Origin of the sequence: Rhodopseudomonas palustris, assembly GCF_007005445.1 — a bacterium.
Taxonomy (GTDB): Bacteria; Pseudomonadota; Alphaproteobacteria; order Rhizobiales; family Xanthobacteraceae; genus Rhodopseudomonas; species Rhodopseudomonas palustris_G.
The window spans coordinates 2,035,961-2,058,137 of record NZ_CP041387.1; the positions used below are offsets into that span (position 1 = coordinate 2,035,961).

General features: G+C 66.7%; 17 protein-coding genes and 1 pseudogene. 11 read left to right on the plus strand and 7 right to left on the minus strand.

The features are described 5' to 3' along the window. Positions 1-172: 172 nt before the first annotated feature. The 8 genes from FLL57_RS09295 (at position 173) to mnhG (ending at position 11,101) form a co-directional block, all read left to right on the plus strand. Positions 173-1,396, plus strand: coding sequence for a metallophosphoesterase family protein (locus FLL57_RS09295; protein ID WP_142882732.1), 1,224 nt, complete (start codon positions 173-175; stop codon positions 1,394-1,396). After that, complete coding sequence (locus FLL57_RS09300; protein WP_142882733.1) at positions 1,393-4,845, plus strand: YhaN family protein; 3,453 nt, start codon at positions 1,393-1,395, stop codon at positions 4,843-4,845. Before FLL57_RS09295 ends, FLL57_RS09300 begins: the two co-directional genes overlap by 4 nt. A gap of 228 nt (positions 4,846-5,073) precedes the next feature. Then, positions 5,074-8,001, plus strand: a complete 2,928-nt coding sequence (locus FLL57_RS09305; protein ID WP_142882734.1) for a monovalent cation/H+ antiporter subunit A — start codon at positions 5,074-5,076, stop codon at positions 7,999-8,001. Further along, positions 7,992-8,333 carry a Na+/H+ antiporter subunit C gene (locus FLL57_RS09310; protein ID WP_142882735.1) on the plus strand — a complete coding sequence of 114 codons (342 nt, stop codon included), beginning with the start codon at positions 7,992-7,994 and terminating at the stop codon, positions 8,331-8,333. The genes FLL57_RS09305 and FLL57_RS09310 overlap by 10 nt, the downstream gene beginning before the upstream one ends. Further along, the gene (locus tag FLL57_RS09315; protein WP_142882736.1) at positions 8,330-9,964 is read left to right on the plus strand and encodes a monovalent cation/H+ antiporter subunit D; all 1,635 of its coding nucleotides are present in this window, start codon (positions 8,330-8,332) and stop codon (positions 9,962-9,964) included. The genes FLL57_RS09310 and FLL57_RS09315 overlap by 4 nt, the downstream gene beginning before the upstream one ends. Continuing rightward, complete coding sequence (locus FLL57_RS09320) at positions 9,961-10,449, plus strand: Na+/H+ antiporter subunit E (RefSeq protein ID WP_013502419.1); 489 nt, start codon at positions 9,961-9,963, stop codon at positions 10,447-10,449. The genes FLL57_RS09315 and FLL57_RS09320 overlap by 4 nt, the downstream gene beginning before the upstream one ends. Beyond that, a complete protein-coding gene (locus FLL57_RS09325) occupies positions 10,446-10,727 on the plus strand; it encodes a K+/H+ antiporter subunit F (protein ID WP_047307805.1) in 282 nt (93 codons plus the stop codon). Before FLL57_RS09320 ends, FLL57_RS09325 begins: the two co-directional genes overlap by 4 nt. Then, positions 10,724-11,101 (plus strand): monovalent cation/H(+) antiporter subunit G, encoded by a 378-nt coding sequence (gene mnhG, locus FLL57_RS09330; RefSeq protein WP_142882737.1) that lies wholly within the window; start codon positions 10,724-10,726, stop codon positions 11,099-11,101. Before FLL57_RS09325 ends, mnhG begins: the two co-directional genes overlap by 4 nt. 18 nt (positions 11,102-11,119) lie before the next feature. On the opposite strand, the gene FLL57_RS09335 is transcribed toward mnhG, so the two are convergent. From FLL57_RS09335 to FLL57_RS09345, 3 genes and pseudogenes are all read right to left on the minus strand, one after another. Then, the gene (locus FLL57_RS09335; protein ID WP_142882738.1) at positions 11,120-11,899 is read right to left on the minus strand and encodes a YggS family pyridoxal phosphate-dependent enzyme; all 780 of its coding nucleotides are present in this window, start codon (positions 11,897-11,899) and stop codon (positions 11,120-11,122) included. A gap of 20 nt (positions 11,900-11,919) precedes the next feature. Next, positions 11,920-13,128, minus strand: a pseudogene (locus tag FLL57_RS09340) (serine hydroxymethyltransferase); the annotation flags it as partial. Positions 13,129-13,369: 241 nt separating this feature from the next. Continuing rightward, entirely contained in the window at positions 13,370-14,860 is a 1,491-nt protein-coding gene (locus tag FLL57_RS09345; protein WP_142882740.1) for a PLP-dependent aminotransferase family protein, read from the minus strand. Between the two features lie 107 nt (positions 14,861-14,967). Between FLL57_RS09345 and FLL57_RS09350 the strand changes: the two genes are divergently transcribed. Together FLL57_RS09350 and pdxY are read left to right on the plus strand one after the other, a co-directional pair. Further along, positions 14,968-16,200, plus strand: a complete 1,233-nt coding sequence (locus FLL57_RS09350) for a benzoate/H(+) symporter BenE family transporter (protein WP_142882741.1) — start codon at positions 14,968-14,970, stop codon at positions 16,198-16,200. Beyond that, positions 16,197-17,063, plus strand: a complete 867-nt coding sequence (gene pdxY / locus FLL57_RS09355) for a pyridoxal kinase (RefSeq protein WP_142882742.1) — start codon at positions 16,197-16,199, stop codon at positions 17,061-17,063. Before FLL57_RS09350 ends, pdxY begins: the two co-directional genes overlap by 4 nt. A gap of 52 nt (positions 17,064-17,115) precedes the next feature. Here pdxY and FLL57_RS09360 read toward each other — a convergent pair whose 3' ends face one another. Further along, positions 17,116-17,922 (minus strand): DUF3471 domain-containing protein, encoded by an 807-nt coding sequence (locus tag FLL57_RS09360; protein ID WP_235677244.1) that lies wholly within the window; start codon positions 17,920-17,922, stop codon positions 17,116-17,118. Between the two features lie 245 nt (positions 17,923-18,167). Then, positions 18,168-18,665 carry a collagen-like protein gene (locus FLL57_RS23605; RefSeq protein ID WP_013502410.1) on the minus strand — a complete coding sequence of 166 codons (498 nt, stop codon included), beginning with the start codon at positions 18,663-18,665 and terminating at the stop codon, positions 18,168-18,170. Between the two features lie 250 nt (positions 18,666-18,915). On the opposite strand from FLL57_RS23605, the gene FLL57_RS09370 reads away from it, so the two are divergent. Then, positions 18,916-20,979 carry an ATP-dependent helicase gene (locus FLL57_RS09370; protein ID WP_142882743.1) on the plus strand — a complete coding sequence of 688 codons (2,064 nt, stop codon included), beginning with the start codon at positions 18,916-18,918 and terminating at the stop codon, positions 20,977-20,979. Between the two features lie 6 nt (positions 20,980-20,985). Here the strand turns inward: FLL57_RS09370 and FLL57_RS09375 are convergent, their stop codons facing one another. Continuing rightward, positions 20,986-21,309, minus strand: coding sequence for a YdhR family protein (locus tag FLL57_RS09375; protein WP_047307812.1), 324 nt, complete (start codon positions 21,307-21,309; stop codon positions 20,986-20,988). 55 nt (positions 21,310-21,364) lie between these two features. Further along, on the minus strand, positions 21,365-22,171 hold the full coding sequence (locus FLL57_RS09380) for an enoyl-CoA hydratase/isomerase family protein (RefSeq protein ID WP_047307813.1): 807 nt from the start codon (positions 22,169-22,171) through the stop codon (positions 21,365-21,367). Positions 22,172-22,177: the final 6 nt, after the last annotated feature.

The following is a 22,177-nucleotide window of genomic DNA, read 5'->3' on the forward strand; positions in this document are numbered from 1 at the left end:
CGATGCGATCGATCGCAGTATCCAATCCCGGGTTCTGCGCCGTCAGCAAAGCATGGTTGCGCCGCCGCCAGCGAAACGCGATGGCGCACTTGATCGCAAGTGCAGATTGCATCTAAGACTTGATCGTCTCGCGCGGCCCGCCCTTACGATCGGACTCCCAGACCATCTCATCATGCGCTTCACCTTCATTCACGCCGCCGACCTTCACATCGACAGCCCGCTGGCCGGGCTTCGGACCAAGAACGAGGACGTCGCGCAGCGGTTCGCCGCGGCCGGACGCAAGGCGATCCAGGCGCTGGTCGACGAGACCATCGCCAGTGGCGCCGCGTTCCTGATTATCGCCGGCGACATCTTCGACGGCGACTGGAAGGACGTCACCACCGGGCTGTTCTTCGTCGGCGCCGTCGGCGCGCTGCATCGCGCCGGGATTCCCGTGTTCATCGTCAAGGGCAATCACGACGCCGAAAGCCTGATGTCGCGAGGCCTGCCCTACCCGGACAGCGTCACGGTGTTTCCGACCAAGGCGGCGACGGTCGAACTCGAACGCTATCGCGTGGCGCTGCACGGCCGCAGCTTCGCCGATCGCGTCAACGCCGATTTCGTCGCCGGCTATCCGGCGCGCCGCGAAGGCTGGCTCAATATCGGCGTGCTGCACACCTCGCTCGACGGCACCCGCGGCCACGAAGGCTACGCGCCGTGCAGTCTCGATGACCTCAAGCGATTCGGCTATGATTACTGGGCGCTCGGCCACGTCCATGCCGCCGAAATCGTCAGCCGCGATCCGTGGGTGGTATTTCCGGGCAATCTGCAGGGCCGCAGCGTCCGCGAAACCGGACCCAAGGGCGCGATGCGCGTCACCGTCGAAGACGGCCGCATCATCGAGGTGACGCCGCTGGCGCTCGACGGCGCCCGCTGGGCGCATCTGACGGTCGACCTGTCCGGCTGCACCGACGATGCGGAAATTCCCGCGCTGGTGAGCGAGCGCCTCACCGAGCTGCATGCGCAGAGCGACGGCCGCGCGCTGGCGGTCCGGGTGACGCTGACCGGGGCGACATCGTTGCACGACAAACTGCTGGCGCACCGCGAGACGCTGCAGGACGATCTGCGCGCCGGCGCATTGCAGCTCGCCGCCGACTGCTGGATCGAGCAGCTCAAAATCAAGACCTCGCTGCCGGCGCGCGCCGCGATCATCCAGTCGAATGGCGACGACATCGACGTCGCCGCCCTGCTCGCCGAAGGCGCGCAGGATCCCGGCTTCGCCGCGGCGCTGGCTGAACTGACCGAGACCATCAAGGCGAAGTTGCCGCGCGATCTGCACGAGGAGTTCGATGCGTCGGACGTCGTCCGCAGCCTGACCGACGACGCGCGCGCGCTGCTGAGCGGAGAGCTGTCGTGAGGATCGAACAACTGGCGCTGGAGCGCTACGGCGTCTTCACCGACCGCGTCCTGTCGTTCGCGCCGCAGGCGTCGCTGCACGTCGTGCTTGGCGCAAACGAGGCCGGCAAGACTTCTGCGCTGACGGCGATCGGCGATCTGTTGTTCGGCTTCGGCCCCCGCACCGACTACGATTTCAAGCACGACAGCAAGCTGCTGCGGATAGGCGGCAGCTTTCGTCGTTCCGATGGCCGCCTGATCGCGGCACGCCGGCGCAAGGGCAACAAGAATACGCTGCTCGACGGCGAGGATCGCGCCCTGCCTGACGATCACTTCGCAGCCCTGCTCGGCGACGCTTCGCGAGCCACCTTCGACCGCGAATTCGGCATGACCGCGCAGGCGCTGCGCGAAGGCGGCAGCAAGCTGCTCAGCGTCGGCGGCGATCTCGCCGAAACATTGGCCGCGAGTTCGGCCGGCATGGCCGAGCTGTCGCGGATCAAGGATCGCCTGCAGCAGCAGGCCGACGAGCTGTTCACCCCGCGGAAATCCGCCAGCAAGCCGTTCTATCTCGCGGCCGACCGCCGCGACGCCGCCGACAAGGAACTGCGCGACGCCATCGTCACCCGCGAGGCGCTACGGCAGCTCCAGGCCGTCGTGCAGGACGCTGAAGCAGAGTTGGAGCGGCTGAAGACCGAGCACGCCGCCTGCGGCGGCAAGCTGTCGCGCTGGCAGCGAACGCTACGGGTGCGCTCGCAACTGGCGAGGCTCGACTGCATCGAGACCGAGTTGACCACGCTGGCCGACCTGCCGGTTGTGGCGGAACCGACCCTCGCCGAATGGCGCACCGCGCTCGATCGCAAGATCTCGTTCGAAGCCGAGATCGCCGCGCTCGATGCGGCGGCCGCGACGGATGCCGCCGAGCTTGCGACGATCGATGTCGACGAAGCGCTGCTGGCCGAAGCCGGCACGATCGACGCCCTGCGCGAGCGGCTCGGCGCGGTGCGCAAGGCAGCGGCCGATCTGCCGCGACGCCGCCACGACCGCGCCGTCGCCGAGGCTGCGCTGGACGATTGCGCGCGGCGGCTCGGGCTCGCTTCGCACGTCGAACTACTGGCTTCGCTGCCGACCGAGCCGGCGCTCGCAGAAGCGCGCGATCGCCTCGAAAAGATGCGACGCGCCACGCAGGAGCTGGTCGAACTCGAAGCCAAGCACGCACGGGCGAAGCGCGAACTCGACAGCGCCGCTGCGACCGGCGACGACCCTCACCTGGTCGATCTGGAACCTTTGCGTCAGCGCTTCGAGGCGCTCGGCGACGTGCCGGCGCTGGAGGATCGTCTGCGCCGAGATCGTGCCGCGCTCGCGGTCGAAAGCGAGGCGATCACTAGCGCGCTGGCGGCGCTCGATCCGGCACCCGGCCCGCTCGACCGGGTGCGCGCCCTGCCGGTGCCTGATCGCTCCACCATCACCAAGTTCGCCAGCGCCTTCGAACTCAGCGAAACCGAATTGAAGCGGCTCGACAACGAGATCGCCAAGCTCGACGAGGCGATTGCCGCCGCCGAGGCGGAGCTGGCGAAGCTGTCGAACGCCGGCGCAGTACCGACCAAGACTGATCTGATCGCAGCACGGCGGTCTCGCGACGACCGCCTCGGCGCGCTCTACGACGGCCTCGATGGCGACCGCGACGAACGCCGGCTTCGCTTCGATCGCGTCGCCGAAGCGTCGCGCACCATCGACGGCATCACTGACTCGTTGCTGATCGACACCGAACGCGCGGCCCTGCACGAGAACGCGCAGCGGCGGCTGGCGGACACTCGCAGTAAGCGCGAGCGCGAAGCCGAAAAGCGCGCCGGCCTGCAGCGGGGACTGGCTGATATCAACGAGGGGTGGAGACGGGCCTGGGCGGCGTCCGGGCTGCAGCCGTCGGGCGCGGCCGAGATGCTGCGCTGGCGCGACCGGCTCGACGAACTCATCGCGAAGCTGGCGAAATGCGACCTGCAGCGCACCGAGATCGATGCGCAGGAGATGGCGCTCGGCGACGGCAAGGTCGCGATCATCGGCTTTCTCGCTCACGTCGGCCGCCAGCCCGATCGCAATGCGCCGGCGGGCGTGCTGTATCGTGAAGCCAAGGGGCGGTACGATCAGTTGGTTGCGGCCTGGAGCGACGCCAAGGCGCGCGCCGCGACCCGCGACCGGATCGCCCGGGAGCTTGCCGAAGCCGATGCCGCGCGCGCAACGTGCGAGCGCCGCCTCGCCGAGTTGCGGCAGCACTGGCCGCAGACCATGCGCGCGATCGGGCTCGACGCCGATGCCTCGCCGGCTCAAGGCGATGCCGCGCTGTCGGTGTGGGGCTCGGTCGGCGTGCCGCGCGCCAATTTCGAACGTGAAGGCCGCAGCGTCGATACCATCACGTCGGATCTGCAGGAGTTCGAACGCGACGTCGCCGACCTCATCGGTCGCGTCGCACCGGATCTCGGCAGCCTTGCGGACCAGGACGCCGTTTCGCGCGTCGCCGAACGGCTCGTCGAGGCCCGCCGCGCCAACGAAGCCTGCCGTCGCCTGCACGACAACGCAGCCAGACGGGCGCTCAGCCGCGGTGCGCTGCTGGCCAAGCTCACGGCGAGCACCGAGACGCTGCAGCGCGCCGGCGAAACCTTGGGGGCTGATAGCGCCGCAGTGCCGGAGTTGCTGTCGCGGCTCGCCTTCCGCCTGCAATTGCAGACCGAGCAGGCCGAACTGCGGCGGCACCTGTTCGAGATCGCCGATGGTCACGACGAGACCGCGCTTCGTCAGGAGCGCGAGGGGATCGATTTCGACCGGCTGCAGGCCGACATCGCCAGCGCGACCGAGCAGCAGGACCGATTGCTCAAGGATATCTCGGACGCATCGGCGACGCTGTATCAGCGGCAGCGCGAACTGGACTCGCTCACCAAAGGCCGCGACGCCGCCGGCGCCGCCGCCCGCCGCCGCGAGGCTGCCGCCGAACTCCTGGCGATTTCCGAAGACTGGCTGCAGCGTTCGGCAGCGGCGCTGCTGGCGCGCCGGGCCGTTGAGCTGTATCGCGCCAAGGTGCAGGACCCGATGGTGGCGCGCGCCGGCGAGTTGTTTGCGCTGGCGACAGCGGATGCCTTTGCCGGGCTCGGCATCGACTACGGCGACCAGGACGAGCCGACCCTGGTGGCGCGCCGCGCCTCGGGCGAGCGGGTACCGCTGTCCGGACTGAGCGAGGGCACCCGCGATCAGTTGTTTCTGGCGCTGCGGCTGGCGCTGCTCGAACGCCGTGTCTCCGAGCCGCTGCCGTTCATTGGCGACGACCTCCTGGCCAGCTTCGACGACCGGCGGACGCTGGCGACGCTCCGCCTGCTCGCCGCCGCCGGCCAGCAGCGCCAGATGATCCTGTTCACCCATCACCGCCACGTCGCTGAGCTCGCGCAGTCCCTGCCCGATCATCAGGTCGATCTCGTCGAGCTCTAGTAAGCCGACGCCATGCGCGCAGGCGTCCGGCGGCGTCGATTGCTGGCACGGCGTGCTGACGCGATTGAGCCAAAACGTCGCATTGGGCTGCTGCCGGTTCGGTGCCGTGCGATCCGGTGCGCGTCATGGGTCTTGCTCCCGACGTCTACAGACCCCATAAAATGAATCCTAGTTGAAAACGTTGCCGAAAGGGCTGCGGAAAGACGACCCGGATTGGAAGGAGCAAGAATGCCGCAGAACGACTATCTTCTCGCGGTCATCCTTCTTCCGTTCGCCGGCAGCCTGATTGCGGCGCTGTTGCCGGCCAATGCGCGTAACACCGAGGCCTGGCTGGCCGCCGCCGTCGCGCTCGGCTGCCTGGGACTGCTGGCTTTCCTCTATCCCGGCGCCGGTGCGGCGCCGATCCGCTATCAACTCGACTGGCTGCCGCAGGCCGGCCTGAGCTTCACATTGCGGCTGGACGGATTCGCCTGGGCATTCGCCTGCCTGATCACCGCGATCGGCGCCCTCGTCGTTCTTTACGCGCGCTACTACATGTCGCCGTCCGACCCGGTGCCGAGGTTCTTTTCGTTCCTGCTGGGCTTCATGGGCGCGATGCTCGGCATCGTTCTGTCCGGAAACCTCATTCAACTGGTGTTCTTCTGGGAGCTCACCAGTCTGTTTTCATTCCTGCTGATCGGCTACTGGCACCACAACGCCGCGGCCCGTGAGGGCGCCCGCGTGGCGCTGACGATCACCGGTACCGGCGGACTGTGCCTGTTTGCCGGCGTGGTGGTGCTCGGCCACATCGTCGGAAGCTACGACCTCGATGCCGTGCTGTCGGCCGGCGCCGAGGTCCGCGGCCACGCGCTGTACGTACCGACCCTGATCCTGATCGTGCTCGGCGCGCTGACCAAGAGCGCGCAGTTTCCGTTCCACTTCTGGCTGCCGCGGGCGATGACGGCGCCGACGCCGGTCTCGGCGTATCTGCACTCCGCCACCATGGTGAAGGCCGGCGTGTTCCTGCTGGTGCGGCTGTGGCCGGTGCTGGGTGGCACCAATGAATGGCTGTGGATCGTCGGTACGACCGGGCTCGCGACCTTCGTGGTCGGCGCCTACCTGGCGGTATTTCAGCGCGACCTGAAGGGTCTTTTGGCCTACTCCACCATCAGCCATCTCGGCCTGATCACGTTGCTGATCGGCCTCGACCGCCCGCTGGCTCTCGTCGCCGCGATCTTCCACGTTTTCAATCACGCGACCTTCAAGGCGTCGCTGTTCATGGCGGCGGGCATCATCGACCACGAGACCGGTACGCGCGATCTTCGTCGTCTCAGCGGGCTGTGGAAGTTCATGCCGAAGACCGGCGCGCTGGCGATCGTCGCCGCTTCGGCGATGGCCGGCGTGCCGCTGCTGAACGGCTTCCTGTCCAAGGAAATGTTCTTCGCCGAAACCATCGAGACCCATGACGGCTCGCTGCTCGACGATGCCCTGCCCTATATCGTCACCCTCGCCAGCATGTTCACCGTGGCGTATTCGCTTCGCTTCATCCGCGAGGTGTTCTTCGGCCCGCCGCCGGTCGACCTGCCGCGCACGCCGCACGAGCCGCCGCGCTGGATGCGGTTTCCGGTCGAACTGCTGGTGCTGACCTGCCTGGTGGTCGGCATCGTGCCGTCGCTGACGATCGGCCCGTTTCTCCAGCTTGCCGTGCACGCGGTGCTCGGCACCGAGACGCCGTATTACAGCCTCGCGGTCTGGCACGGATTCAACTTGCCGCTGCTGATGAGCGTGATCGCGCTGGCCGGCGGGGTGGCCCTATACCTTTTGCTGCGCGAACCACTGCAGCATGGGCTGCAAAGCTCGCTGTTCGCCGGACGGTTCAAGACCCAGCGGCTGTTCGATCTGGTGCTGGTGACGGTATCTTGGCGCTGGGCACGCAGCATCGAACGGGTGTTCGGCACTCGCCGGCTGCAACCGCAATTGCTGCTGCTGGTCTGTGTGGCGCTGGTGGCGGCTGCGGTCCCTGCCCTCACGCGCGGTGTCAGCGTCGCGGCGGTCGCGTTCGACGAAATCGACCCGGCTCTGGCGCTGGTATGGACGGTCGGCATCGCCTGCGCGCTCGGCGGCGCGGCAGTCGCCAAATTCCATCGCCTGGCGGCACTGATTCTGATCGGCGGATCGGGGCTGACGACCTGTCTCACTTTCGTCTGGTTCTCGGCCCCGGATTTGGCGCTGACCCAGATCGGCGTCGAGATCGTCACCACGGTCCTGTTGCTGCTCGGGCTGCGCTGGCTGCCCAAGCAGCTCGACACCGACCAAATCTCCGCAACCCGCAGCGTCGGCAAACGCGCCAGGCAGCTCCGTGACCTCGCGGTCGCGACCGCAGCCGGCGCCGGAGTGGGGCTATTGGCCTATGCGGTGATGACACGCACGGCCCCCGACAGCATTTCGCAATTCTTCCTGCGGCACGCCTATCAGGACGGCGGCGGTACCAATGTGGTCAACGTCATTCTCGTGGACTTCCGCGGCTTCGACACGCTCGGCGAGATCACGGTGCTGGCCGTCGTGGCACTGACGGTGTTCGCCCTGCTGCGCCGATTTCGTCCCGCCGCCGACAGCATCGACATCCCGGAGCAGCAACGACTGCAGGACGAGCACGACGATGCCGACGCTGATCGCCGCAAGGGCGACACCGTTGCCGATTATCTCGCGGTGCCGGCGATGATCATGCAACTGTTGTTTCCGTTCATCTTCATCGCCGCGATGTATCTGCTGCTGCGCGGCCATGATCAGCCGGGCGGAGGGTTCGTTGCCGGCATCGCGATGGCGGCGGCTCTGATCCTGCAATACATGGCGGGCGGCGCCCGCTGGATCGAGGCGCGGCTGCGCATCCATCCCCTGCGCTGGATCGGCGTCGGGTTGATGCTGGCATTGTTGACCGGAGCCGCGGCGCTGCCGTTGGCGCGCCCGTTCCTCACCTCCGCCTTCGCCTATGCCAAGATCCCGTGGATCGGCGATGTGCCGCTGGCCAGCGCTGCGCTGTTCGACCTGGGCGTGTTCTCGCTGGTGGTCGGCGCCACCGCACTGATGCTGATCGCGCTCGCACATCAATCGATCCGCGGCCATCGCCGCCCGCCCGGCGGCCGAGCCGCAAAGCCCGAGGCCAGCCGATGGAACTGATCGTCGCAATCGCCATCGCTGCGCTGACCGGCTGCGGAGTGTGGCTGCTGCTGCGGCCGCGGACGTTCCAGGTGATTATCGGTCTGGCGCTGCTGTCCTACGCCGTCAACCTGTTCATCTTCAGCATGGGCCGGCTGCGGGTCGGGGCTGCCGCGGTGCTGGAGAAAGGCCAGATCGGCGATCCGCAGGCCTTCGCCGACCCGCTGCCGCAGGCACTGGTGCTCACCGCCATTGTCATCAGCTTTGCCACCACCGCGCTGTTTCTGGTGGTGCTGCTCGCATCGCGCGGCCTCACCGGGAACGACCACGTCGATGGCCGGGAGCCCGAATGACGAACTGGGCTGACCATCTGATCATTCTGCCGATCCTGCTGCCGCTGTTCGTCGGCGCGGCGTTGCTGCTGGTCGACGAGCGCCATCAGCAGATCAAGGCGTTCGCCAATCTCGGCTCGATCGTGGTGATGGGGGGCATTGCGCTGCTGCTGATGCGCGCGGTGGACCCGTCGACCGCGACCGGCTCCGCGCCGATCGCCGTGTACCGGCTCGGCGACTGGCCGGCTCCGTTCGCGATCGTGCTGGTCGCCGACCGGCTGTCGGTGCTGATGCTGGTGCTCACCAGCATCCTGGCATTCGCATCCGCGGTCTTCGCAACGGCGCGCTGGCAGCGGGTCGGCGCGCACTTCCACTCGCTGTTCCAGTTCCTGCTGATGGGCCTGAACGGTGCCTTCCTGACCGGCGACCTGTTCAACCTGTTCGTCTTTTTCGAGCTGCTGCTGGCGGCCTCCTATGGCCTCGTGCTGCACGGCTCCGGCCAGGCCCGCGTGCGCGCCGGCCTGCACTACATCGCCGTCAACCTCACCGCGTCGGTGCTGTTCTTGATCGGCGTGAGCCTGATCTACGCGGTCACCGGCACCCTCAACATGGCGGATCTAGCAGTCCGGATTCCGCAGGTGCCGGCGCAGGACCGCGCGCTGCTGGAGGCAGGCGCCGCGGTGCTCGGCGTCGCCTTCCTGGTCAAGGCCGGGATGTGGCCGCTGTGCTTCTGGCTGCCGACGACCTATGCGGCTGCCGCCGCGCCGGTCGCTGCGATCTTCGCGATCATGAGCAAGGTCGGCATCTACATCCTGCTCCGGCTGTCGCTGTTGTTCTTCGGTGCCGGCAGCGGTGCCTCGGCGCTGTTCGGCAGCGACTGGCTGGTCGCGGCCGGCATCGCGACAATCCTGTTCGGTCTGATCGGCGCGCTCGCCTCGCAGGAGATCTCGCGGCTTGCCGGCTACGCCGTGCTGGTATCGTCCGGCACCGTGCTGGCGGTCGCGGCCGCCGCAGGACAGCCGGCAGTGACCGCAGCGGCGCTGTTCTATCTGGTCAGTTCGACGCTGGCGATCGCCGCGTTCTTCATGCTGATCGAACTGCTCGAACGCGGCCGTGATCCGGGCGCCGACATGCTGGCTGTGACCCGCGAAGCCTATGGCGAGGACGCTCCCGACGATCCGGATGCCGAAGAAGTCGGGATGGTGATCCCGGCCTCGATGGCGATCCTCGGCTGGTGCTTCGTCGGCTGCGCCGCGGTGATCGCCGGGTTGCCACCGGCGTCCGGCTTCATTGCCAAATTCGCGATGCTCAGCGCCCTGCTCGGCGGCGACGCCGCGACGGGTATCTCGCCGCTGAGCTGGACGCTGCTGGCGCTGTTGATGCTGTCCGGCCTGACCATGCTGATCGCAATGACCCGTGCCGGCATCCGCACGCTGTGGTCCCCGACCGAGCGTGCCGATCCGCGGGTTCGTCTGGCGGAGATCGTACCGATCGCGCTGCTGCTGCTCGGCTGCGTGGCGATGACGGTGCAGCCACAGACCGCAATGAGCTACATGCAGGGCGCCGCCGGCTCGCTGCACGCGCCGGCGACCTATACCGACAGCGTGCTGGCGCCGGTGCAGACCCGGGTGCGAACAGGAGGCGGCTCATGAGCAGGCTGCTGCCGTTTCCGCTGATCTCGCTGTGTCTGCTGGCGATGTGGCTGTGGCTCAGCCAGAGCATCGCGCTCGGCCCGATCCTGCTCGGCAGCCTGTTTGCGCTGATCGGCGGCTGGCTGTTGCGGTTGTTGCAGTCCGACGCCGACCGGGTACGAAACCCGGCGGCCATCATCCGGCTGGCCGGGCTGGTGCTGATCGACGTCGTGCGCTCCAACATCGCGGTCGGCAGCATCATCCTCGGCGGCCAGCGCAACAACATCACCTCCGGCTTCGTCAATATCCCGCTCGATCTGCGCAGCCCGCAAGGGCTCGCGGTGCTGGCCTGTATCATCACCTCCACGCCCGGAACGCTGTGGGTGAATTTCAGTCGGGAGACCGGCGTTCTGCAACTTCACGTGCTCGATCTGGTCGACGAGAGCGAGTGGGTCGAACGCATCAAGGGCCGCTACGAACGCCTACTGTTGGAGATCTTCGAATGAGCAGTGTGGTGCTGACCTGGTCGGTCGTGATTGCGCAGGTGATGCTCGCCCTCGCCATGGCTTGCGCGACCTATCGGATGCTGGTGGGCCCGCGCGCCCAGGACCGCGTGCTGGGACTCGATACGCTGTACGTCAACGCCATGCTGCTGATGCTGACGGTCGGAATCCGAACCGGCAGCGACGTGTATTTCGAGGCGGCGCTGATCATCGCCCTGCTCGGTTTCGTCGGTACCGTGGCGCTGTCCAAATTCTTGATGCGCGGCGAGGTGATCGAATGACCCATGCGGCGGAGCTTCCGGCCTGGGCGGCGTGGTGCGTGGCACTGTTGCTGCTGCTCGGAGCCGGCATCACGCTGATCGGCTCGCTCGGGCTGCTGCGGCTCGACGGCTTTTACCAGCGAGCGCACGCCCCGACCCTCGGCACCACGCTTGGCACCGCCTTCATCGTCGGCGCGTCGATGCTGTGCTTCTCGCTGCTGGAGTCGCGACCGCTGCTGCACGAGGTGCTGATCCTCGGCTTCGTCACCATCACCACCCCGGTGACGCTGATGCTGCTGGTGCGTGCCGCACTGTTTCGCGACACCGCGGAAGGGCATATCGACGACATCGTCCGACGCGCAAGGCGCAAGCCTGGGGACGACGAGGAACGCTGACCGACTGGTCATTCAGGTCTACCGGTCGAAACTTGCGTGCGGCCAATAGAACCGATCGCTGGTCGGCCTCGCGCCAAAGATCGCCTGTCCGACCCGCACCACGGTCGCGCCCTGTTCGATCGCGGCCTCGAAATCACCCGACATCCCCATCGACAGTTGCGTCAGATCGGGGTGAACGCTGGTGGCGCGGTCGCGCAGATCGCGCAGCAGACGGAAGCACTGCCGAACACGTTCCGTGTCGGCGCTGAAAATCGCCAGCGTCATCAGACCGCGCGGCTTGAGCCGTGGATATTCGGACAGACGCCGGGCAAACGGAACGAGATCGTCAGGGGCAAGGCCGTACTTGCTCGCCTCGCCCGAGGTGTTGACCTGAACGAACACGTCAAGGTCATGCCCCTCCGCATCCAGCCGACGATTCAATTCCTCGGCGAGCCGCAGACTATCGAGCGCATGGAATTCCGAAGCGAAACGGACAAGATACTTCACCTTGTTGGTCTGGAGGTGGCCGATGATCGACCAGCGGATCGGCAGATCCACGAGCATGGCCCGCTTGTCGCGAGCCTCCTGCAGCTTGTTTTCGCCGAACTCGGAAATGCCGGCCGCATAGGCCAGACGAAGAACGTTGGCCGGCACCGTCTTGGTGACGGGCAGAAGACGCACATCGTCGCTCCGCCCGCAGCGTTGGCAAGCGGCCGCGATGCGCTCCCGAACCGACTTCAGGTTCACCGCAAACGCGGTGGCGGGATCGGCGCCGAAACGCGTGATGTCGTCCGGTGAGAGCTCTCGGCTGGCAGGCATTGTGACGCGAGCACTCCTGGTCAGTAAGGTAGCGGAAAGCGTGCGACGAGTTGCCGAACGCGCATGTTGATCGCTTGCCGGTCAGCATCCAGCGTCCCGGCGCGGACCGCGTGGAGCGTGTCGAGCAGCAGGCCGGCGATCTGGCGATACTGATCCGCGCCGAAGCCGCGGGAGGTGCCGGCCGCCGTCCCTACGCGGACCCCCGACGTCACCATCGGCTTCTCCGGATCGTTCGGGATTGCGTTCTTATTGACCGTGATCCCCACCGACTCCAAGGCCTGCTCGGCGATATTGCCGGTCACGCCGAGGGGCCGCAGATCGACAACGGCGAGATGGCAATCGGTGCCGCCCGACGTGATCGTCAGCCCGCCATCCGCCAGCGCCTGCGCCAACACGCGGCAATTCTCGACTACGGCCTGCGCATACAGTCTGAACTCCGGTTGCAGCGCCTCGCCGAATGCGACCGCCTTGCCGGCGATCACATGCATCAGCGGACCGCCCTGAAGCCCGGGGAACGTCGCTGAATTGATCTTCTTGGCGATGTCCGGATCATTGGTCAGAACGAATCCGCCGCGCGGCCCACGGAGTGTCTTGTGCGTCGTCGAGGTGACGACATCGGCGAACGGAACGGGCGACGGATAGACGCCGCCGGCCACGAGCCCGGCGAAGTGGGCCATATCGACCATCAGCATCGCCCCGACCTCATCGGCGATCTGACGGAAGTGGCCGAAATCCATGATCCGCGGATACGCCGACCCGCCGGCGATCAGCAGCCGTGGCCGGTGCTGGCGAGCTAGCTCGGCGACCCGATCCATGTCGATCCGGTGCGACTCCGGATCGACGCCATAGCTGACGGCCCTGAACCAGCGGCCCGACATGTTGACCGTCGCCCCATGGGTCAGATGGCCGCCGGCCTTCAAGTCCAGGCCGAGGATGGTATCGCCGGGTGACAGCAGCGCGAGAAACACCGCCTGATTGGCCTGGCTGCCCGAATGCGGCTGGACGTTGGCGTAGGCGCTGCCGAACAGCTCATTGACCCGCGCAATCGCCAGATCCTCGACCGCGTCCACATTCGCGCAACCGCCGTAGTAGCGACGATGCGGATAGCCTTCGGCGTATTTGTTGGTCAGCACCGATCCTTGCGCGTCGAGAACTGCCCGGCTGACGAAGTTCTCCGAGGCGATCAGCTCGATCGAGTCGCGCTGGCGGGTTTCCTCCTCGGCGATCGCGGCCGCAACAGCGTGATCGGCCGCGGTCAGGCCGGCGGCGCTCACGCCCGGGTTTGCGATGGTCTGGACGAGGTGCGGCGCGACGGATGAACCCATGGCTGATCTCCTTGATGCCGACGACTTGTCGCGAGCATCAGAGGGCGCGTGCGGCGTCGGTGAACAGCGCATAGCATGGTGATGGTCTGACTATCCCCGCCACTTTCTGAATAGAGACCAGACCAATTGAGATGGCAACGCCGGCTCAGGATTTCGTCGCCGCCCGAAGCGCTTTCGCCAGCTTCTTCACGGCGCCTTCGATCTCGAACGGGGTGTACGCCGCAAAGCCCATCAGGAAGCCCGCCTCGCCAGCGCGGGCGTGATGCAGCGCCGACAGTCCCAGCAATTCGATCCCGGCACGGCGGGCGGCGTCGACCGCGATGCGTTCCTGAAGATCGCCCGTCAGCACGCAGGGGAGTTGCAGGCCGCCGATCGGAACGCGCGGTTCGACGAAGTCGGACAGATACTTTCCGACGAGGCGAGCCAGCACGTCGAGGCGTTCGGCATAGACACCGCGCATCGTGCGAACATGCGCGCCGAAATGTCCGCCCTCCATGAACCGGGCCAGCGTCAATTGCGCCATCGAGGCGCTGTGACCGTCGAGCAGCGTGCGTGCAACCGTCATCGGTTTCACGAGCCGAGGCGGCAGCACCACGTAGCCGATCCGGAGGCCCGGAAACAAAGATTTGGTGAAGGTGCCGATATAGACAGTCCGGTCGTGCCGATCGAGACCTTGCACGCAAGCGGTCGGCTTGCCGGCGTAGTGGAATTCGCTGTCGTAGTCGTCTTCGATGATCCACGTCTGATGCCGCGCCGCCCATTCGATCAGCGCGAGGCGGCGATCGAGTGCCAGCGTCGCGCCGGTTGGAAATTGATGTGACGGCGTGAGGAACACCGCCTTGGCCCGGCGCGGCTGGGCTGTAATCTGGTCGACGACCAGCCCCTGACGATCGACCGGAATCGGAACGCACTCCAGACCTGCGGCATCGAACGCCTTCCGCGCGCCGTAATAGACCGGATCTTCGATGAAGATCCGGTCGCCAGGATCGAGCAGCGAATTCGCGCACAGCGACATTGCCTGCTGCGAACTGGTGAGTACGACAACCCGATCCGCCGAGGCGCGTGCGCCGCGTTCAAGGTTGACGTAATCGGCAATGGCGCGGCGGAGCGGCTCGCTGCCCTGCGGTTCGCAATGCAGCAGCGTCTGCGCACCCAGCTCTTTCCGGACCTGGCGCTCCAGTCGCTCCCAGAGTTGAAGCGGAAACGTCCGCGTTTCCGGAACGCCATGGACGAACGGCGTCGGCAAGAGCTGCTCGCGAATGCCGCCGCTGCCGAACATCGCGGCTCCGCGCTTGCTGAGGTTCGGCGTCTGGTTGCGAAGGTGCCGGTCCCGCTGCGGCAGACGGCGGCCGAGCGTGAACTCCGTCATCTTCGCGACGAAGCTGCCGCTGCCCACCCGCCGCTCGATGAAGCCTTCGGCGTGAAGCTGGCCGTAGGCCACTTCGACCGTATCGCGCGACACGCCTAGTGACTGAGCCAGCGCACGCGAGGCGGGCAACGGTTTGCCTGCCCCCAGCGCACCGTCGACGATCAGTTGGCGGATGGCCCGCTGAACCCGCGCGTGCAACGGCATCGCCGCGTGGGCGGGGTGGGCGACCCAGGCTTTGACGGATTCGAGCTGCGAGTGCTTGAACAAATGGTCTGCCCCTATGGCGAATAATGGCCGGGCTAATCAGGCCATCGAATGGCTAAATGTCAATTGGCCCGAGCGCCTCGCGCTCCCGAGAAAAGACTGTCAGCCTGATGTCGCCCCACCCTCCGCCTTCCCCGGTCCGCCTCGGCGACCTCACCGATCCGGTCGTCGCCGGCCTGATCTCGGTGATCGTCAACTACGGCGGCACGTTCATTCTGGTGTTTCAGGCCGCCAAGATCGCGGGGCTCAGCCCTGAACTCACGGCATCCTGGGTGTGGTCGATCTCGATCGGCGTCGGATTGACCGGCGTGTTCCTGAGCCTGCGTTATCGCGAGCCGATCATCACGGCGTGGTCGACCCCGGCGGCGGCTTTCCTGGTCACCGCTCTGGCGACGACTCCCTACCCGGAGGCGGTCGGCGCCTACATGATCTCGGCGGCAGCGTTCGTCGTGCTCGGCATGTCCGGCTATTTCGAGAAGGTGATCGGTCTGATCCCGCCCGGGATCGCCTCGGGCCTGCTCGCCGGCATTCTGCTGCAGTTCGGCATCGGCGCATTCGGCGGCGCCAGCGTCGATCCGTGGCTTGTCGGCTTGCTGATCGCCGGCTACGTCGCGTTGAAGCGCTTTTCCGCGCGCTATGCCGTGGTCGGCATTCTGCTGCTCGGACTAGCGTTCCTGCTGACGCAAGGCCGGGTCGATCTGTCGGGTCTCGAGCTGGTCTTCGCGGCCCCGGTATTCAGCATGCCGGAGTTTTCGCTGAACGCACTGTTGTCGGTCGCGTTGCCGCTGTTCCTGATCACGCTCACCGGTCAATACATGCCGGGGATGCTGGTGTTGCGGAACGACGGGTTCAAGACCAGCGCCAATCCGATCGTGACCATTACCGGTCTTGGGTCGCTCATCATGGCGCCGTTCGGCTCGCATGCCTTCAACATCGCGGCGATCACGGCCGCGATCGCCACAGGCCGGGAGGCTCACGAAGACCCTTCCAAGAGATGGATTGCCGGCATCGCGGCGGGCTGTTTCTATGTGCTGGTGGGCGTGTTCGGGGTCACGCTCGCCGCCGTGTTCATGGCGTTTCCAGCCACCTTCATCACCACCCTCGCCGGTCTCGCTCTGCTCGGCACGATCGGCGGCAGCCTTGCCGGGGCGATGGCGGATCCGACCTCGCGCGAGGCGGCATTGATCACCTTCCTGGCATCCGCCGCGAACATCAAGCTGCTCGGCATCGGCGGCGCATTCTGGGGCCTGCTGATCGGCGGACTCGCCTATCTTGTCCTCAATGGCCGCGTGCCCTATCGCGCGGCCGCCGATCGCCCCGCCACCGAGGCGGCAGCGAAATGAACCGCGAGACGACGCCGATGACGACTTCCATCATCTCGATCCAGAGTCAGGTGGTGCACGGGCACGTCGGCAACAGCGCCGCCGTGCTGCCGATGCAGGCGCACGGGCTGAACGTGGCGGCAGTGCCGACCACACTGCTCTCCAATCATCCAGGCTTCGAGACCACACGCGGACGGGTGCTCGACGCCGAGTTGGTCGGCGATCTGCTGCGCGGGGTCGAAGAACGAGGGCTGATCGAGACAAGCCGCTATATCGTGTCCGGCTATCTCGGCTCGCGCGCCAACGGCGAAATGGTGGCGGCCTTCATCAAGAGAGCGAGACAGCTCAATCCCGCCATCACCTACATCTGCGATCCGGTGATGGGAGACGCCCATGTCGGCGTGTTCGTGCCCGATCAGATTGTCGCGTGCATCTGCGACGAGCTGATCGCGCTCGCTGATCTGCTCACGCCCAACCAGTTCGAAGTCGGACTGATCGCAGGCAGCCCGCCAACGACATGGTCAGAGCTCGAGGCGGCGGTCCAAAAGATCCAAACTTGGCGGAATGCCCGGGTGGTCGTCACAAGCTGCAGGCTGGCGGATACGCCGAACGATTCGCTCGAGAACATCGTGTTCGAGGACGCAGCCTCAACGCGGCTGCCCTCGCTACGGCTCGAGCTGGCAGCGGCCGGAACGGGCGATCTCTACACCGGCCTTCTGGCCGCCGGCCTCGCCCGCAATCTCAGTCTCGTCGATGCGGCCCGCCGCGCCGCCGCCATTGTGCTCGAGGTGCTGAAACGCACCATGGCCGCCGGCGAACGCGAGATGCAGCTTGCCGGCGTCATCAATGCACTGAGCCCCGCCGGGGCCGAGCCTCCTCGATGACGCCGGAAGATCAGGCATAGGGTCGTGTTCGGAGGTGTCGGCGCTCGATGAGCTAAAGCCCTGGCGCCACCCACGCGGTCGAAATCGCGCCGCGGCCATCGAGGCTGATCCGCCAATACAGCGGCCGCCGCTCGTGCTGCACCAGGTAGACATCGACACCGCCATTGCCGACGCCGACGAACTCGATCGAACGAACGCCGCCGGCCTCGCTGATCTCTTTGTGCAGCGCGGGGAGTCGCTGTCTGGTGGCGTTGGCCACCATCTCGGTCATCGCGTCGTAGCCGGGCTCACCGGTGCGGAGCCCGTCGATCAGTCGGCGCAGCGCGGCCTCCGTGCCGGGGCTCGGCCGATTACTCGACAGCTTCTGAGTGAGCTGCTGTTCGATGCGCCGAGCTCTGTCCGCATCGATGCGCGGCATCGGGATATCGAGGCCGTTCTGGTGCAGCACCAGCGACTGCGCCACGCCTGAAACGTCCGTCACGAAGCTGATCTGAGCGTCGACGATCTTGGCGAAGAACCGCTTGCTGCTCTCGGCGAACAGCGGCACGTCGGGTTGGCCCGTCAGCCGGGACACCAGCCGCCCATCCGCGCGGCGGATCGTCATGACGCCGTGCTCGGCGAGTTCGTAGAAGCCGACGTAGCTATCCAGAACCGCCGCATCGAGCAGAACCTCCTGCGGCTCGGAGTTTTGCGCCGTGCCGCCCGCAGCTTGGACGGCGGCCGACAGCACATTCCAGTTCTTGCATCCGAGAACTCTGGCGATCAGCTCAAGACTCTCACTTCGAGTGAGTTCGGCTTTCGGTTTGATGGCCTCGCGCAGCGTCTGCGCCATGGCTTTTGCATCGCGGAAATCGCGCATCCTGAACCCTCTGCAGGGCGAACTGATCAGGTCAGATGCTTGCGTTACCGACACCGTTCGCCTCGGCAAAGGGGCACGAATCGCTGTGATACGTTCACCATTCCCCTGGCGGGGCGCAAGCGGCGGGTCGTATCCACCCGCTGGGACTCTGGCGCGCGTTGGATTCGATGTCAACGCCGGCGCGGCCTCGGACAATCGCGGCCGCGTGGCGGGATGCCACGGGCCGCGATCGCATGGGCATTCGGTCAGTTCTTCGGCGCGGCTTCGCCGGCGTCACCCTTGGGACCGGCCGGGCCAGTGGCGCCCGCCGGACCGGCTGGTCCTGCATCACCCTTAGGACCGGGGTCGCCCTTTGGACCGGCGGGGCCAGCGGGACCGGCCACACCGGCATCACCCTTCGGGCCGGCAGGTCCGGCTGGACCGGCGGGGCCCGCCTCGCCCTTCGGCCCGCGGGGGCCGCAATTGGCGACGATCAGATCCTTTGCGGTCTGGTCACCGGCCTTCAGGTCGAGCTTGCAGCTCTCGGGCAGGTAGCTGAGCGACATCTTGAAGCGGCGCGACGACGAACTCTTGACCTTGTCACCGGTGGCGACGACTTCGACCTCCTGCCCGGCCTTCGCGGTCTTGCCGGTGATCACCAGCTTGCCGCCCTCGATCGCTACGGTATCGAGATCGAGAGCCAGCGCATTCGCCGACGTCATCACCACGATCGCCGCCCCCGCAAGTATGGATCCTCGCACCATCCAGCTTCCCCTCTGTCCTCACAGGCGTCGCCTGCTCGCCTTGGCACCACGGCCGCGGACCATCCGCGCCCGCGTGAATCATAACCTAACATCGGCGGCAGGATAGCCGGCTGGCCGTGACATTTTTTCCGCAGCGCGTGCGATGATGGTCGCGCGACGCCGGGACAGAGAGCGCGGAACCTGCGGAATGCCATTGCGAACAAAGCAGGAATCTGGAAGCGTCCAACGTTCACCCGACAGGCGCTGATTCGTGTCCTTGCCCGCCCCGATTCTCGACGGACTCAATCCCGAACAGCGCTGCGCCGTCGAGCACGGCGCGGCCACTGCGAGCTGTCTGCCGCTCCTGGTGATCGCCGGCGCCGGCAGCGGCAAGACAAACACGCTGGCGCACCGGGTCGCGCATCTGGTGGTGGGCGGCGCCGATCCCTATCGCATCCTGCTGATGACATTCTCGCGCCGCGCGGCGGCCGAGATGACCCGCAGGGTCGAACGGATCGCCCGCAAGGTGCTGGGCGACCGCGCCTCGGTGCTGAGCGGCGGGCTGCACTGGGCCGGCACCTTCCACGGCATCGGCGCCCGGCTGCTGCGCGACTATGCCGAGCGGATCGGGCTCGATCCCGGCTTCACCATCCACGACCGCGAAGACTCCGCCGACCTGATGAACCTGGTCCGCCACGACCTTGGTTTCTCCAAGACCGAAGCGCGGTTTCCGGCCAAGGCCACGTGCCTGTCGATCTACTCGCGCTGCGTCAATGCCGGCCAGCCGCTCGATGTCGTACTCGGCGCCAACTACCCATGGTGCGCCGGCTGGACCGCCGAGCTGAAGCAACTGTTCGCCGCCTATGTCGACGCCAAGCAGCGCCACAACGTGCTCGATTACGACGACCTGTTGCTGTACTGGGCGCAGGTGATGGAGGAGCCGGCCTTCGCGCAAGAGATCGGCGGCCGGTTCGATCACGTGCTGGTCGATGAATATCAAGACACCAATGCGCTGCAGGCGCGGGTGTTGCTGGCGCTGAAGCCCGACGGCGCCGGGCTCACCGTGGTCGGCGACGACGCCCAGGCGATCTATTCGTTTCGCGCCGCCACGGTGCGCAATATTCTCGACTTCCCGAAGGCGTTCAATCCGCCGGCTCGCGTCGTGACGCTGGATCGCAACTATCGTTCGACCCAGGCGATCCTGTCGGCCGCCAACGCCGTGATCGATCTGGCGCGAGAGCGTTTCACCAAGAATTTGTGGACCGACCGCGCCGAAGGGGCGCGGCCGCTGCTGGCCTCAGTCCGCGACGAAGCCGACCAGGCCCGCTACATCGTCGAGCGGGTGCTCGACGCCCGCGAAGGCGGCGCGACGCTGAAGCAGCAGGCGGTGCTGTTCCGCACCTCGTCGCATTCCGCGCCGCTGGAGCTTGAGCTGACCCGGCGCAATATTCCGTTCGTCAAATTCGGCGGGCTGAAATTTCTCGACGCCGCGCACGTCAAGGACATGCTGGCGCTGCTGCGCTTCGTGCAGAACCCGCGAGACCGCGTCGCCGGATTCCGGGTGATGCTGCTGATGCAGGGCGTCGGCCCGGCGTCGGCGCAGAAAGCGCTCGATGCGATCACCGCCGCGGCCGATCCGCTCGGCACACTCGCGACGCTGTCCGCCCCGCCTCGCGCCGGCAGCGACTGGCGTGGCTTCGTCGAGGCGATCGGAGAGCTGCGCAGCGGCGATGCCGGCTGGCCGGCCGAGATCGAGCGCGCGCTGATCTGGTACGCGCCGCATCTCGATCGCATTCATGAGGATGCCGAAACCCGGCGCGCCGATCTGGTGCAGCTCGCGCAGATCGCCTCCGGCTATCCGTCGCGCGAGCGCTTCCTCACCGAATTGACGCTGGATCCGCCGGACGCGACCTCCGATCAGGCCGGCGTGCCGACGCTCGACGACGACTATCTGATCCTGTCGACGATTCATTCCGCCAAGGGCCAGGAATGGAAACAGGTGTTCGTGCTCAATGTCGTCGACGGCTGCATGCCGTCCGACCTCGGCACCGGCACCTCGGCCGAGATCGAGGAAGAGCGCCGCCTGCTCTACGTCGCGATGACCCGGGCGAAGGACGATCTGCATCTGGTGGTGCCGCAGCGATTCTTCACCCACGGCCAGAACGCCCAAGGCGACCGTCACGTCTATGCGGCGCGCACCCGCTTCATCCCCGACCGGCTGCTGCCGCTGTTCGAGCGCACGAGCTGGCCTCGAGTCACGCCCGAAACTGCCGCCGCAGCCCATCGCGTCCCGCGCATCGATATCAACTCGCGGATGCGGCGGATGTGGACCTGAGCGCGATCAGGCCGCCGCGCTGGTGGTAATCGTACCGCCGTCGGCATTGTCGACGATCACCGGGCTGTCGAACCAGCTCATCACCGGCTCGGCGCCATACAGTGCGGCAACGCGGGCGCGCCATTCGCCGGCATAGACAGCTTCGGCGGCCTCTCGGCTCTCCCACAGATAGATGCCGCCCGCGGTGGTACCGTCTTCGGAGCGGATGTAGTATTTGCGGATCAGGCCCGGCAGCTTCTGGTATTTCGGCGCGCTGCTCTCGAACCGCTTCTTCGCCTCGTCCAGGCTGATCGGCGTCGCCATGTGAAACTGCACGACGGTGGTAATCATCGAAAGCCTCCTCGGTGTTTTGGCAAATGTAGCGCATCCGCGGCCCGGCGTCGCCTCACCGGCCGCGGAACTGCGGTTTGCGGCGCTGCAGAAAGGCCTCGACGCCTTCGCGGTGATCGTCGCTGAAGCCGGCGAGCGCGAACTGGTCGAGATCCATGTGGCTGGCGAGATCGTCGAGCGCATGGGTGAGCCGGTTGACCGTCAGTTTGGTCATCGCCACCGACATCGGCGGTTGCGCCGCAATCTTGTCGGCGAGCGCGAGTGCCCGTGTGAGTGCCTGCCCCGGTTCGGCGATCTCCTCGACCAGCCCCCAGCCATGCGCCTCGGTGGCGCTGATGCGGTCATCGGCCAGGATTACCGCCTGCTTGGTGCGCGCCGGCCCGATCAGATGCAGCATCCGCGGCACGCTCTGCCAGCTCATGTTCATGCCGAGGCCGATCTCGGGCACCCGCAGATGAGCGTCGTTTGCCATCCCCCGGAAATCCAGCGCGACCGTCAGCGCCACGCCGCCGCCGACACAGAAGCCCTCGATCGCTGCGATCGTGACCTGCTCCACCTCGTGCCACGCTCGCGTCAGCCGCGGCCCGATCTTGAGATGTCGGCGCAGCGCGCCAAGGTCCATCCCGGCTCGGCTGCGGCCCTCCGGATCCTTCAGGTCGAAGCCCGCGCTGAATGCGGTCGCACTGCCGGTAAGAACCACCACCGAGGTATCCGCATCGTCCTCGAAACTGCGCGCAGCGTCGGTCAGTTGCCGCATCGCGTCGGGCGACAGCGCGTTGAGGCCGTCACCACGATCGAACCTGACGATCGCCACCCGTCCTTCCGGCCCCCGCCCTCGTTCGATGCTGACGCACCCGCTCATCTTGTT

Coding starts and splice junctions, on each gene's coding strand:
- FLL57_RS09295 (WP_142882732.1), top strand. CDS start 173: ATGCGCTTCACCTTCATTCACGCCGCCGACCTTCACATCGACAGCCCG.
- pdxY (WP_142882742.1), top strand. CDS start 16,197: ATGAACCGCGAGACGACGCCGATGACGACTTCCATCATCTCGATCCAG.
- FLL57_RS09305 (WP_142882734.1), top strand. CDS start 5,074: ATGCCGCAGAACGACTATCTTCTCGCGGTCATCCTTCTTCCGTTCGCC.
- FLL57_RS09335 (WP_142882738.1), bottom strand. CDS start 11,899: ATGCCTGCCAGCCGAGAGCTCTCACCGGACGACATCACGCGTTTCGGC.
- FLL57_RS09375 (WP_047307812.1), bottom strand. CDS start 21,309: ATGATTACCACCGTCGTGCAGTTTCACATGGCGACGCCGATCAGCCTG.
- FLL57_RS09350 (WP_142882741.1), top strand. CDS start 14,968: ATGTCGCCCCACCCTCCGCCTTCCCCGGTCCGCCTCGGCGACCTCACC.
- FLL57_RS09315 (WP_142882736.1), top strand. CDS start 8,330: ATGACGAACTGGGCTGACCATCTGATCATTCTGCCGATCCTGCTGCCG.
- FLL57_RS09380 (WP_047307813.1), bottom strand. CDS start 22,171: ATGAGCGGGTGCGTCAGCATCGAACGAGGGCGGGGGCCGGAAGGACGG.
- FLL57_RS09325 (WP_047307805.1), top strand. CDS start 10,446: ATGAGCAGTGTGGTGCTGACCTGGTCGGTCGTGATTGCGCAGGTGATG.
- FLL57_RS23605 (WP_013502410.1), bottom strand. CDS start 18,665: ATGGTGCGAGGATCCATACTTGCGGGGGCGGCGATCGTGGTGATGACG.
- mnhG (WP_142882737.1), top strand. CDS start 10,724: ATGACCCATGCGGCGGAGCTTCCGGCCTGGGCGGCGTGGTGCGTGGCA.
- FLL57_RS09360 (WP_235677244.1), bottom strand. CDS start 17,922: ATGCGCGATTTCCGCGATGCAAAAGCCATGGCGCAGACGCTGCGCGAG.
- FLL57_RS09310 (WP_142882735.1), top strand. CDS start 7,992: ATGGAACTGATCGTCGCAATCGCCATCGCTGCGCTGACCGGCTGCGGA.
- FLL57_RS09320 (WP_013502419.1), top strand. CDS start 9,961: ATGAGCAGGCTGCTGCCGTTTCCGCTGATCTCGCTGTGTCTGCTGGCG.